This window comes from Acinetobacter sp. 228 (assembly GCF_048147885.1).
The window spans coordinates 12,358-25,646 of sequence record NZ_JAYWYV010000011.1 but is presented as its reverse complement, the minus strand read 5'-3'; the positions used below and the strand labels follow the sequence as shown (position 1 = coordinate 25,646).

Sequence of the window (13,289 nt, the reverse complement as noted above, 5' to 3'; positions counted from 1 at the left end):
TGTATGTATTGGCCTTCAAATACACCATACACAAAATTAATCCCGCCAATTGTACCTGATTTATGATTTCACTTGCTAGTTTATAAGCCTTAGTCTTTGGGATGATTTTTTAAGCATTTCAGCATTTAATTTCACTTTCATCACCCAGAACCCGCTTTTATCGTTTTATTGAATAAAATTTTAAATTTTTATTTATTTTTCTATAAAAGGGGATGCAAAACCACTCGCATTCCGATTTGCAGCACTCCTAGCCATTTGTTTAGATATAGTCCTTTTATCAACCAAATCCAAGTCCAATCTGATTAAAACTTATTACAGGGTTCCAAAATCCCGACCAAGCTTTAACTCTCTTACAGGCTCTTTAGCTGAATATGCAGGTTTAACATCTATTTAACGTTAATCTGCTCTATCGTAATGTTAAACAAGCATTTGTGTCTTTTTGCAACACACTCAACGGACTGATTCAGAATATGGTATTTGTATTTCTTAGTTCCCATTATGACTTTATAAAGTAACAATAAAGGAGTCCCTGCATGTCTCTGCATTATGCCCATAAACCAAATTATTTTTTATATGCTCAATTAATCGTTCGACATATCCAAAATTACGTCCAGAAAAACCAGAACACCAGCCAGCTTGTTTTTGAATTAAATGAGATTAATGCACTATTTCAGGATGATTTTGCGTCTGTCAGCGTCAATCTGGATGGGATTATGAATATCGCTGATGAATATAAAGTCGAAACCCTATCAGGCGACCAGAAATTGATTCAGCACTATAACGTCGATGTGAAAAATGCCCAACTGCTGATCGATTGTAACCCTGAAGCATTACAAAGCTTAAGAGATGGAAAGCCACTCATTGAACCAGATGCCACCATCCAAGAGTAAATTACTACTTATAAAAAACGATGCATCAGCATCGTTTTTTATGGGCAAGACATTATTTACATCGTATTAAACTGAATGATCACTGCTTTCCTCAGTCTTTTTTTCCAGCAACTTGCGTTTATTCTTTTTCACATAACGCTGTGCCGGCCAGGTCATGATAAAACGTGCACCGCCCAAGGTTGGACTTTGATCCACCTGAATGGAACCACCAAACCAGTAGGCAATCCGGCTGACAATCGACAGACCCAAGCCATAACCACCTGAAGCTCGGGTGCGGCTATCATCCAAACGGGCGAAGGCTTCAAAAATACGGGCACGATCTACTTCTGGAATTCCGGGACCGTCATCTTCCACACATACATAGGCCTGGCCGTCCTGATCCAGACCACCGCTGATTAATACCTTATTATCACAATAACGGATGGCATTCCCCACCAGATTCTGAATTACGCGATGCAGATAACGACGCTCCGCCTCGACTACCACAGCCACAGGCATTGGGTGTAATTCAATAATTTTATGGGTTTTCAGTGCTTGGGTCTCCACCATCACCTGATTCAGCACGTCATACAGATCAATCTGTTCAAACTCAATCGATGGCATACCCTGTTCCAGTTTGGCATAGGTCATGATCTCATCAATCAAGGTATTCAGCGCTTCAATATCCTTATCAATCTGCTCAACCTGTTGCAGACGATACTCGTAGTCATCTTCATCTGCCATCATTTCCACACCAAAACGGATCCGTGCCACCGGTGTACGCAATTCATGCGAAACCGCACGCATCAACTCCCGCTGTGCTTCGATCAAGCGCTGGATATGGTCTGACATATTGTTATAACTGGAAGCCAGTGTAGACATCTCATCACTACCATCCACCGGAAGACGCAATGACATATTACCGGTCTTCATCTTGTTTAAGGCATAGCTCACTTCACGCAGCTTACGCTGCATCGGAACCAGAAGGCCATAAACACCCAAACTCAGTACAAACAGGCTTAATAAGGTAATACCGGTCGCCAACTGGAATGGCATCCAGTTAAATAACGGTACTGGCCCCATGACCAAGACCTGAGAGGTCGAACCTGGAATTGGCGAAATAATTGAAATGGTCGTACCACGAATAGAAGCATTATCGCGGTATAAAATAATACTGTGATCCAGACGCAAACGTCCGATCTGCTCGGAGTCCAAAGGCAGAGATTGAACATTTTCAATGGAAACCGGATAGGAGAAATAATCCTGAATACGCGCAAGGTATTCTTTTTCCTGACCCGGATAATAAACCAGATAATCCAGAATAAAGACCGCCAAGGCCTTCATCTGGCGTTCAGTGATGTTGTCAGCCTTTATATAAAGGTAATGATCCGGATCATCACGCAGTCCCACCACAATATAAGCGATACCGGACTCAGCATCCCAGCGCACTACAGCCTTTCGATCAGCAATACGTCTCGCTTCAGCACGGGTAATATCTACCTTGCTGGCATCTACATAATGAATGGGTAACTCCAGAAGATCGGAGGCATCAGAAATCCAATCCATCTTCTGCTGGAGATTTGGCTGGCGCGCAACTCCCTCACTGATGATATATGCCATGCCATCAGTCAGGGATTCGCGATATTCTTGCGCACGCTGATAGTTGATAATCTGTACCAACAAATAGCCGAACACCGCCACCAAGACGACAAGGATGACGAGTCCTGCATAGATACGCAAAAATATACTGTGTTTAAACACCTATAATTTATCCTGCTTGCTCAAGCAAAAAACCACATTTGCTTAAAGTCCATTAGTCTCTTTAACGAAAAGATAACCTTTACTACGTACTGTTTTAATACGCTTCGGATTTTCTGGATCGTCACCAATTTTTGGACGGATACGCGAAATACGTACATCGATTGAACGGTCTTGACCGTCATATTCAATACCGCGTAAACGTTCGAAAATATCTTCGCGGGAAAGGATACGACCTGCATTCGATGCGAGCAACCACAACAGGTCATATTCTGCGCTGGTAAAATCAACCAGATCGCCATTTAGGGTTACCGAACGCCCGCCATTGTCGATCACCAGATCATCAAATTCGATACGCTGTGCCACTTCATCTTCAGGCACCTTGTCCGTACGACGCAGCAATGCGCGGATACGCGCCAGCAATACACGCGGCTGAACCGGTTTAGCAACGTAGTCATCTGCACCCATCTCCAGACCCAGAACCTGATCCATGTCTTCAGTACGTGCCGTCAACATCAAAATCGGTTGATGATAATGTGGACGTACTTCACGGCAAATAGTCAAGCCATCCGCACCTGGCAACATCACATCCAGCACCACCATATCTGGCTGTTCAGCAATAATCCGACGAATGGCACGGTTACCATCCGGCTCTACCCCTACCTCAAGTCCGTTACGGATGAGGTATTCTTGCGTTAAACGGGCAAGACGCTCGTCATCTTCAACAATTAAAATCTTGGGTAACTTTTCTTCTTGGCTCATGTATTGCCCCTTATATGGTGGATCTACGCTATAGGCGTATCCTTTTGAAATCCAATAGATACGTTTTTAATATGCTTGCAATATACACACGTTTACATTGTAAACAAGATGGCGTTCACCAAACTGATACATCAAGATAGCATTTTGTAATATTTTATCGTGCATTTTTTGGGCAGTTGTGCTTGAAACAGTGGCTTAGATCTGAATTGGGGCTTACACAACTATTACATGAACAAAATATGACTGCTTGATTGAGCGCTTTTTAGTTATCCACAATGTTATCTATAAGCACTTTCTTTGGACTTTGTTATGCTATGCCTTGCCTGATAAGGCTTATACAAAAATCAATAAAAATAGCGATATTTTTGCAATGATTAAAGCACAACTAAAGAAAAATATTTAGCTGAATGTCAATATTGATCTACCCTAAATTTTCCCGTATCTTGTGTTCAATTAATTTTAAAACCACTAGGTCTTGTGTTTATTCCTCAAATACTGTGGCACGAATTTTGCCCGGTTCAAACGGTCCATAAACATAAAAATAGATGACAATGGAGCTATGCTAACATGAGCGTAATCACTTCAACTCCTGGTCAACTTCAGGTGATTAAACGCACCGGTGATGTTGCCGCTTTTGATGCAGAAAAAATTTCTGTCGCAATTGGTAAAGCATTTTTGGCGGTTGAAGGCCAACAAAGCGCTGACTCGAGCCGAATTCATGATCGTATCGAGCAACTGACGGAAATGGTATTAAATACCTTTAAACGTCGTTTACCTTCTGGCGGAACGATTCATATTGAAGAAATTCAAGACCAAGTTGAACTTGCGCTAATGCGTACGGGCGAACAGAAAGTTGCACGCTCATATGTTATTTACCGTGAACAACGTTCTGAAGCGCGTAAACAGTTAGGTGCGAATCATCACCCGACGCTACAAATCACTGATGCTGAAGGAAAATTAAAACCATTAGATCTCAGCGAGTTGACTGCGACTGTAGAAAAAGCTGCTCAAGGTCTGGAAGGAATTGATGTTCAGGCGATCATCGATGAGACCGTGAAAAACCTCTACAACGGTGTAAAAGAGTCAGATATCTCTACCACCATGATGATGGCGACCCGTACCCGGATCGAACAGGAACCAAACTATACTTATGTGACTGCACGTCTGTTGCGTGATGACCTAGTAGCCACCGGTTTAGAGTTTTTGGGTCTTCCGACAGACACCAATGAAGGCGATGCGCTTGAAACTTTCCTGAAAAAAGGGATCGAGCTTGAGTTGCTTTCTCCAGAATTGCTGAACTTTGACCTGGCCAAACTGGCTGCTGCGATTCAACCGGAACGCTCTAACCAGTTCACCTACTTAGGTCTGCAAACCTTATTTGACCGCTACTTCATCCATTCAGATGGCGTACGTTTCGAACTTCCGCAATTGTTCTTTATGCGTGTTTCTATGGGCTTGTCGCTCAATGAAGAAAACCGTGAAGAACGTGCAATCGAATTCTATAACCTGTTGTCTAGCTTCGACTACATGGCTTCGACGCCTACCCTGTTTAACTCAGGTACGTTACGTCCACAATTGTCTAGCTGTTATTTGACCACGATTGATGATGATCTGTATGACATTTATGGCGCGATGCGTGATAACGCAATGCTGTCTAAATGGGCAGGCGGTTTAGGTAATGACTGGACACCAGTTCGTGCCTTGAACTCATACATCAAAGGTACTAACGGCAAGTCTCAAGGTGTTGTTCCGTTCCTGAAAGTAGCGAACGATACAGCTGTTGCGGTTAACCAGGGTGGCAAGCGTAAAGGTGCAGTATGTGCATACCTGGAAACCTGGCACCTGGACATCGAAGAATTCCTTGAACTGCGTAAGAACACCGGTGATGACCGTCGTCGTACCCATGACATGAACACTGCGAACTGGGTTCCTGACCTGTTCATGCAACGTGTATTCGAAGATGCGGAATGGACTTTATTCACGCCTTCTGAAACGCCTGATCTGCATGATTTGACTGGTGCTGAATTCGCTGAGCGTTATGCACACTACGAAGCGATTGCCAAAGAAACAAACATGTTGCACAAGAAAATCCGTGCAAAAGATTTGTGGCGCAAAATGCTGTCTATGTTGTTTGAAACTGGTCATCCTTGGATCACATTCAAAGACGTATGTAACCTGCGTTCACCACAACAACACGTAGGCGTGGTTCACTCTTCTAACCTGTGTACAGAAATCACGCTGAACACCAGCAAAGAAGAAATCGCAGTATGTAACCTGGGTTCGATTAACCTGGTACAACACGTTCAAGGTGGTATTCTTGATCGCGAAAAACTGGCACGCACAGTAAAAACTGCGGTTCGCATGCTGGACAACGTGATTGACATCAACTACTACGCTGTTCCACAAGCGCGTAACTCGAACCTGAAACACCGTCCAGTCGGTATGGGTATCATGGGCTTCCAGGATGCGTTATACGAAATGAACCTTGCTTATGGTTCTGATGCTGCGGTTGAGTTTGCTGATGAATCGATGGAAGTGATTTCGTACTATGCGATTTCAACATCTAGTGATTTGGCTGTTGAACGTGGTACATACGAAACATTCAAGGGTTCATTGTGGGATCAAGGTATCCTGCCAATCGACTCGCTTGATCTGGTTGCGAAAACTCGTCCTGAACGCATGTTCGAAGTCGACCGTACTCAACGTCTGGACTGGGACACTTTACGCGCCAAAGTTCAAAAAGACGGTATGCGTAACTCGAACGTGATGGCGATTGCTCCGACTGCTACGATTTCAAATATCTGTGGCGTGTCTCAGTCAATCGAGCCAACCTTCCAGAACTTGTATGTGAAATCAAACCTGTCTGGCGAATTCACCGTGATTAACCCGTATCTGGTACGTGCGTTGAAAGAACGTGGTCTTTGGGATGCTGTGATGGTCAATGACCTGAAACACTTCGAAGGTTCTGTACAGAAGATTTCCCGTATTCCGGAAGAGCTTAAAGCCATCTTCGCGACTGCGTTTGAAGTTGAAACTCGCTGGATCGTGGATGCTGCTTCACGTCGTCAAAAATGGATCGACCAAGCACAGTCTCTTAACCTTTACATCGCTGGTGCAAACGGTAAGAAACTGGACATCACTTACAAGATGGCCTGGTTACGTGGTCTTAAGACAACTTATTACCTTCGTGCATTGGGTGCGACGTCTGCCGAGAAATCAACCATTAATACGGGCGCATTGAATGCAGTTAAACCTGCAACAGTTGCGGCTCCTGTTGTAGCAGCAGCTCCTGTCGTTGAAGCGCAAAAACCTGAAGCTCCTGCAGAGGAAGAAGGTTTTGCACAAGCGGCTCCAGTGCCAATGGCATGTTCAATTGACAACCCTGATTGTGAGGCTTGTCAATAATCTGACAGGTTTTAAATCCTCCCCGACCCTCCTTTAATAAAGGAGGGAGAAAATCCCCCTTTTCAAAGGGGGACTTAGGGGGATTACGAAATTCAGGCAATAAAAAAGCCCTCTAGCGTCCGTCAAAACTAACTAGAAGGCTTTCAATCTCGAAGTGATACCAAGATGGTCACAACGAGGCTGGCATCACAAAATGCGTGAACGGATTGTATCATCAATTCGAGAAACGAGCCAGTAAGAGTCATCTTGAATTTGTAATGGAGATTATCTCTATGGCTACGAAAAAAGTTTCTCGTGATGCAGGAACTGGTCGTTTCGTAACTGAAGGCTATGCAAAAAAGCATCCTAAAACTACAGTTACTGAAACAATCAAGCCTAGTAAATCATCTAAAAAATGATTTAAACGTGAATCCTAGTTTCGGCTAGGATTCACAAACTAAAAGTAAAAGGAAACCTCAATGCCACATATGACTCATAACTACATGTTAGGACTTGCGGCATTGCTGATTTCCTTTGGTATTACCTTTTATTTACCGATTGCTTATTTCTGGTTCAAAGTTCGCCAGCAGCGTAAGCAAAATAAGTAGTGGGGATCATTGCTCCTGTATAAAACTAGAGCATTCATCGACAAAACTTAATTTTGCTTACACAAATTGAGCGTATAGTAAGACATCTCAGCCAAGCTGAATGTCTCATAAAAGATATAAAGCAACGTAGAGAGAATTGATATGTCTATCCTAAGTTGGGACGATTTCGAAGATGATTCGCAAAAACCGGCTGCACCTGAACAGCAGCCTGCGCCCGTCGAGCCGCAAAAAGCGACTAATTCACAGATGGTATCTGATGCAGGCAACGCATCGCCGGATGTGGCAGCTGCACAACCCCTTAGAGCCACTCAAAACCGAGGATCAAATCCAACCGATTCGCTGGCAAGAGCATCTGCTTCCCTAGATCAGCTTGATGTTGCTCCAGGCCTTGAAGAGCTTGAAATGGGTGCGCAACGTGTACAGGTTGACGACAAGGCAATGATCAACTGTCGTGCAGACTTGAACCAGCTTGTTCCATTCAAATACGAATGGGCTTGGCAGAAGTATCTGGACGGATGTGCAAACCACTGGATGCCGCAAGAAGTCAACATGAACCACGACATCGCGCTGTGGAAGTCTGAAAATGGCTTGACTGAAGATGAACGTACCATCGTGATGCGTTCACTCGGTTTCTTCTCGACTGCCGATTCACTGGTAGCAAACAACCTGGTACTGGCGATTTACCGTCACATTACCAACCCTGAATGCCGTCAGTACATCTTGCGTCAGGCATTTGAAGAAGCGATTCACACACACGCTTACCAGTACTGTATCGAGTCGCTAGGCATGGATGAAGGCGAAGTCTTCAACATGTACCGCGAAGTACCGTCAGTGGCACGTAAAGCGGCATGGGGCCTGAAATATACTCAGTCTTTAAGTGATCCTACTTTCAAAACTGGTACCCCTGAAAACGACCAGATCCTGCTTCGCAACCTGATCGCGTTCTACTGTGTACTTGAAGGGATCTTCTTCTACTGCGGTTTCAGCCAGATCCTGTCGATGGGCCGTCGTAACAAGATGAATGGTGTTGCCGAGCAGTTCCAGTACATCCTGCGTGATGAGTCAATGCACCTGAACTTCGGTATCGATATGATCAACCAAATCAAGATCGAAAACCCAGGTCTATGGACGACTGAATTCCAGGAAGAAATCATTCAGATGATTCTTGAAGGTACGATGCTGGAAATCGAATATGCACGTGATACCATGCCACGCGGTGTACTTGGCATGAATGCTGGCATGATGGAAGAATACCTGAAGTTCATTGCCAACCGTCGTCTGGCGCAGTTAGGCTTGCCTGAACAGTTCGCTGGTGTGAATAACCCGTTCCAGTGGATGTCAGAAATGATGGACTTGCGTAAAGAGAAGAATTTCTTCGAGACGCGCGTAACAGATTACCAAACTGGCGGTGCGTTAAGCTGGTAATTCATAAAAACATCACGCGACACATAAGTTGTCATTTACGACTCATAGTTTGTCATTGAAAAAACCGCCAATACTGGCGGTTTTTTCATTTCAACAGAAACAATAACTACCAATAAAAGCTTTAAATTATATATAGATATAAAGCGCTCAAAAGACTGAAATACATACACAACCCAGTAGAAATTAGGCAAGAGAATATTTAGATGTCAAAAGATAAACGCCAAAAAATTAGGAATGAAATCAAGATAGCCTATATAAAAAAGAAATTATCTCTACTCCCCAGACAGTAGATGACCTTATTTATTAGAAGCTCATTCCATGAGAGGAACTCAGTAAAGTACTTAAATTGAAGGAAGTCTATATGACAGGTAGTGAAGCTAGTAAGTTACTGGGAATGAGACATTCACATATAACGAACCTACAAAAATAAGGTTTAATTCACCCTTATTATCTTGGTAAGACTAATTCAAAAATTAGGCTGTTTAAAAGAGATGACGTTATACGTATCAAAAATGAGAATTCTTAATTCATTAAGAATTCTCATTTATCAGCGGCTATATGACCTTCTAACAACTAAAAGAGAATCGTTTGGGATTTCTACTTTTATTTTTATCTGTATATCATTACCTCTTTAAAAATGAGATCTATTATCCTTGTGGAATATTGGCAACAGTGCTACTATTTTTATACAACTTATTAATATATAAGAAAAAATATGGAAAACCAATTAATATGTTCGGTAGAATCGTATAAAAAACATGTTTAGTCCCAATATAATGATGAATGAAAGCATAGAGGATCATCAGTGAACCATAGGGAACAAATGCCGAAACAATAAATTTATAGGGCGCAGGAACGACTCTGTAAGTAAATTCAACTAAACCCGCAACCAAATAGCCGCCGATAAAACTATTTACAGCTTGTGTAAATGCAGAAAGCCAAACATTATCAGCACTATAGTTAATATAATACGTCAAAATACCATAAAGTATTGCAGATAAAAAACCTGTAATCAGCATTCTAGTTTGAGATGTCATCTTCTTAAAACTCCAAGTTATTATTTTGATAGATCATGAATTAAAAAGCTAAATCACGCCTTTTTCGCCGATATCCACATGGTAATGGTTGCTTTAAAGACAATTTCATCAAGCTGATCTTTGACTTCAATATTGACCTTATATTCACTCGGTTTGGTTAAATCCATTGTTGTTGCAGGTGTGGCCGTTGCGACCAATCCTGTTGTCGCCTTTTTCAGATATTCAACCGTCATATCCTTCGGAATCCAGCGATACGTAGACGGTACTGTCACTTCGGTCATCGTACCGCCTGAGAGCTCGGCCATATTGCACATTGCAATGGCATGTACGGTGCCTAAATGGTTTGTGACTTTTCTAGATTTTGAAATACTGACTTTACAAAACTCAGGTCGCAATTCCTCAAATTTTGGACTGATACTTGCAAAGTAAGGTGCTTTAAGACATAACGCTTTCGAAAATGCCCATTTCCCGCCAGGTTTAGATGACAGTTTTTCCCATATATTCAGTGTGCTCATGACACATCCTCTTTTTTTATCATCAATTTTTTAAATTAGAATTATGTTCTGTTTTTGAGTTTTATTCTGTTTTAACTAATTGTCAAGTGACTGATAATTCATTTAAGATTCTGTTTTCTTCAAATTCTGTGTCTGAAATGAATACCATTGCTATTTTTGAAAAGCACTACGCTGGAAGACGAAAACAATTAAAAAAAGAAATCTTAATAACAGCATTACAGCTTTTTAATCAAAATGGTGTTGAAGCCACGACCATTGAGCAAATCAGGGAAAATTCTGATACCAGTGTTGGAGCGATTTATTATCATTTCGGTACAAAAGAAGGAATTATCGCCAATTTATATTTTTTAGCATTAGATGATCAGGCGATTGAAAGAGAAAAATATTTTAAAAATATCAATAATATAAAAGAATTCATTTTTGCAATTGTCCATAGCTATCTTGATTGGATAGAACAAAATGTAGAACTTGCGAGATTTCAAATTACTGCCCGATATTATGTTTCTACGAGTACATATGAGGATGAATTGACTGAAAAGAATAAGACAAGGAATAAAGCAATTTTTCAGCATTTAAAGTCTGTATATTCAATGGAAAAACTCAAGAAATTACAGTTAAACCTAATCGTTTCATTAATACTAGGTCCCGCTGAAAATTATGCAAAACTATGGCTACTAGAAAAAATTTCCGAGAAACCGTCCAAATATAGAAATGAATTTGCTCAATCAGCCTGGTTATCTGTTGAACGTTTTTTTATAACAGATCAATAATTTTCTACCTTGGTTTGGATCTTGAGTCTAAAAAATTATTTATCAAAAATAACACTGGTTGAGTCTTCTTAAACTCATAATGACATCGGTTGAGTCGCAGTATAATGTCATTATGGTTCGTTAGAAGAACTAAGACATTGATTTAATTATCACGCGAATGACAACTTATGTATCGTTTGACGCTTAAAATGACACGATATCTGTCATTTTAACTTTTTAAAAAAAGCCACCCTCGCGGTGGCTTTTTTATGATCTGATTGATCTGCTTAAATTCTGGAATTTATTTCAACCGTTTCCCTGCTTCATCAATAATTATTTCCCCGTCTTCTTTGCTAAACGCAGCACGCTGCGGAGCAGAAAGAATATCTAAAACAACTTCTGATGGTCGGCACAATCTCACACCAAGTTCAGTCACCACAAATGGACGATTGATCAAAACCGGATGTTGCAGCATAAAATCAATCAGTTGTTGATCTGTCCAATGGCTGCTTTCCAGGTCAAGTTCTTCATAGGGCTTCACATTTTTACGAATCGCTTCACGTACCGACAGACCCGCATCCTGAATTAACTGAATCAGTTCTTCTTTGGTCGGCGGTGTTTCCAGATATTCAATCACCTCGGGTTCCTCACCGGTATTGCGGATCAGGGCCAAGGTATTTCGGGAAGTTCCACATTCAGGATTATGATAAATCTTGATCTTTTGCGACATGACTTTTCTCAGTGCATAAACAATATTGCTTTTATATATGGATATCCGTATATTCGCAATAGTAAATATATCAGGATATCGCGATGCATCAGACCGATTTTTTCAAATGTCTTGCCGATTCAACACGTTTAGATATTTTAAAGCTGGTCATGGCCAAACAGAATGTCTGTGTCTGTGAATTCACAGAGCAATTAAATCTGAGCCAGCCCAAAATTTCCCGTCATCTGGCCTTATTGAGAAATCTGGGCGTTTTGCTGGATCAACGCCAAGGGCAATGGGTTTATTACCGTTTAAATCCTGATTTGCCGGTCTGGGCAAATGAAGTGTTAAAAGTCATCGCACAAGATCCGGAAATTCAAAAGTTAAAATCTACCATTTCAGCATCCTGCGAATTATCCTGAGTCCAATATCATGTCTACTTCAAAAATGTCATTTTTAGATAAGAATCTGACCATCTGGATTTTTATCGCCATGCTGCTGGGGATCTGGATTGGGGTTTTCTTTCCTCAGGCTTCGATTACTTTAGACCGGATGAGTATTGATTCGGTCAATATTCCGATTGCCATCGGTCTGATTGTCATGATGTATCCACCGCTTGCCAAAGTGAACTATGCCACTTTGCCGCAGGTATTTAAGGATAAACGCACGCTTACCCTGTCTCTGGTTCAGAACTGGCTAATTGCGCCCTGTCTGATGTTTGCATTGGCGCTGATTTTTCTGCAATCCTATCCTGAGTATATGACGGGTGTCATCCTGATCGGCTTGGCGCGTTGTATTGCCATGGTGCTGGTCTGGAATGGTCTGGCTTGTGGCGACAACCAGTATGTGGCCGGACTGGTGGCATTTAACAGTATTTTCCAGATCCTGTTTTTCAGTAGCTATGCCTGGCTGTTTTTGACCTTCTTGCCGCCTTATTTTGGTGTTGAAGCACAGGTGATTGATGTTAGCTTCTGGACGATTACCCACGCGGTTCTGGTTTATCTGGGGATTCCATTTTTGCTGGGCTTTTTGACACGTTTGATTCTGGTTAAGCAAAAAGGTCTGGAATGGTATCAGACGCAGTTTATTCCAAAAATCAGTCCGCTCAGCCTGCTGGCTTTGCTATTTACCATTGTTGCCATGTTTAGCCTTAAAGGCGGTGATGTGGTCAGCCTGCCACTGGATGTACTCAGAATTGCTATTCCCCTGACCATTTATTTCATTGTGATGTTCTTTATCAGCTTCTTTATGAGCAAGTGGATGGGCAATGATTATCCTAAAACTGCGGCTATTTCTTTTACCGCTGCCGGTAATAATTTTGAACTGGCTCTGGCAGTTGCGATTGCCACTTTCGGTCTCGCGTCCCCTGTGGCATTTACCACCGTGATTGGCCCTCTGGTTGAAGTTCCGGTTCTGATTGCGCTGGTCAGCGTTTCATTATGGCTAAGAAAAAAAGTGTTTAAAGAGGCATAA

Annotated in this window: 13 protein-coding genes and 1 pseudogene; 9 read left to right on the top strand and 5 right to left on the bottom strand. The window is 41.9% G+C overall.

Going from position 1 to position 13,289, the window contains the following annotated elements; genetic code table 11:
- Positions 1-533 precede the first annotated feature (533 nt).
- Complete coding sequence (locus VXQ92_RS09800; protein ID WP_064096465.1) at positions 534-890, top strand: hypothetical protein; 357 nt, start codon at positions 534-536, stop codon at positions 888-890.
- 66 nt (positions 891-956) lie between these two features.
- On the opposite strand, the gene bfmS is transcribed toward VXQ92_RS09800, so the two are convergent.
- Both bfmS and bfmR read right to left on the bottom strand, forming a co-directional pair.
- A complete protein-coding gene (gene bfmS, locus VXQ92_RS09795) occupies positions 957-2,630 on the bottom strand; it encodes a sensor histidine kinase BfmS (RefSeq protein WP_064096466.1) in 1,674 nt (557 codons plus the stop codon).
- A gap of 42 nt (positions 2,631-2,672) precedes the next feature.
- Positions 2,673-3,389, bottom strand: coding sequence for a response regulator transcription factor BfmR (gene bfmR, locus VXQ92_RS09790; RefSeq protein ID WP_004280782.1), 717 nt, complete (start codon positions 3,387-3,389; stop codon positions 2,673-2,675).
- 567 nt (positions 3,390-3,956) lie between these two features.
- Here bfmR and VXQ92_RS09785 point away from each other — a divergent pair.
- The 5 genes and pseudogenes from VXQ92_RS09785 to VXQ92_RS09765 form a co-directional block, all read left to right on the top strand.
- Positions 3,957-6,794 carry a ribonucleoside-diphosphate reductase subunit alpha gene (locus VXQ92_RS09785; RefSeq protein ID WP_416681291.1) on the top strand — a complete coding sequence of 946 codons (2,838 nt, stop codon included), beginning with the start codon at positions 3,957-3,959 and terminating at the stop codon, positions 6,792-6,794.
- Between the two features lie 272 nt (positions 6,795-7,066).
- Positions 7,067-7,192: a hypothetical protein gene (locus tag VXQ92_RS09780; RefSeq protein ID WP_004732081.1), complete on the top strand. Its 126-nt coding sequence runs from the start codon at positions 7,067-7,069 to the stop codon at positions 7,190-7,192.
- 60 nt (positions 7,193-7,252) lie between these two features.
- On the top strand, positions 7,253-7,381 hold the full coding sequence (locus tag VXQ92_RS09775) for a hypothetical protein (RefSeq protein WP_004645881.1): 129 nt from the start codon (positions 7,253-7,255) through the stop codon (positions 7,379-7,381).
- A gap of 141 nt (positions 7,382-7,522) precedes the next feature.
- Positions 7,523-8,806 carry a ribonucleotide-diphosphate reductase subunit beta gene (locus VXQ92_RS09770; protein ID WP_064096468.1) on the top strand — a complete coding sequence of 428 codons (1,284 nt, stop codon included), beginning with the start codon at positions 7,523-7,525 and terminating at the stop codon, positions 8,804-8,806.
- Between the two features lie 325 nt (positions 8,807-9,131).
- Positions 9,132-9,332, top strand: a pseudogene (locus VXQ92_RS09765) (hypothetical protein); the annotation flags it as partial.
- A gap of 121 nt (positions 9,333-9,453) precedes the next feature.
- On the opposite strand, the gene VXQ92_RS09760 reads toward VXQ92_RS09765, so the two are convergent.
- Both VXQ92_RS09760 and VXQ92_RS09755 read right to left on the bottom strand, forming a co-directional pair.
- Positions 9,454-9,843: a hypothetical protein gene (locus VXQ92_RS09760; RefSeq protein ID WP_334135702.1), complete on the bottom strand. Its 390-nt coding sequence runs from the start codon at positions 9,841-9,843 to the stop codon at positions 9,454-9,456.
- A gap of 53 nt (positions 9,844-9,896) precedes the next feature.
- Positions 9,897-10,358, bottom strand: coding sequence for a hotdog fold domain-containing protein (locus VXQ92_RS09755; protein WP_334135700.1), 462 nt, complete (start codon positions 10,356-10,358; stop codon positions 9,897-9,899).
- A 137-nt stretch (positions 10,359-10,495) separates the two neighbouring features.
- On the opposite strand from VXQ92_RS09755, the gene VXQ92_RS09750 reads away from it, so the two are divergent.
- The gene (locus tag VXQ92_RS09750) at positions 10,496-11,128 is read left to right on the top strand and encodes a TetR/AcrR family transcriptional regulator (RefSeq protein ID WP_334135698.1); all 633 of its coding nucleotides are present in this window, start codon (positions 10,496-10,498) and stop codon (positions 11,126-11,128) included.
- A gap of 280 nt (positions 11,129-11,408) precedes the next feature.
- Here the strand turns inward: VXQ92_RS09750 and arsC are convergent, their stop codons facing one another.
- Positions 11,409-11,837: an arsenate reductase (glutaredoxin) gene (gene arsC, locus VXQ92_RS09745; RefSeq protein WP_416681286.1), complete on the bottom strand. Its 429-nt coding sequence runs from the start codon at positions 11,835-11,837 to the stop codon at positions 11,409-11,411.
- 83 nt (positions 11,838-11,920) lie between these two features.
- Between arsC and VXQ92_RS09740 the strand changes: the two genes are divergently transcribed.
- Positions 11,921-12,238, top strand: a complete 318-nt coding sequence (locus tag VXQ92_RS09740; RefSeq protein WP_144724033.1) for a metalloregulator ArsR/SmtB family transcription factor — start codon at positions 11,921-11,923, stop codon at positions 12,236-12,238.
- A 10-nt stretch (positions 12,239-12,248) separates the two neighbouring features.
- On the top strand, positions 12,249-13,289 hold the full coding sequence (gene arsB / locus VXQ92_RS09735; RefSeq protein WP_144724034.1) for an ACR3 family arsenite efflux transporter: 1,041 nt from the start codon (positions 12,249-12,251) through the stop codon (positions 13,287-13,289).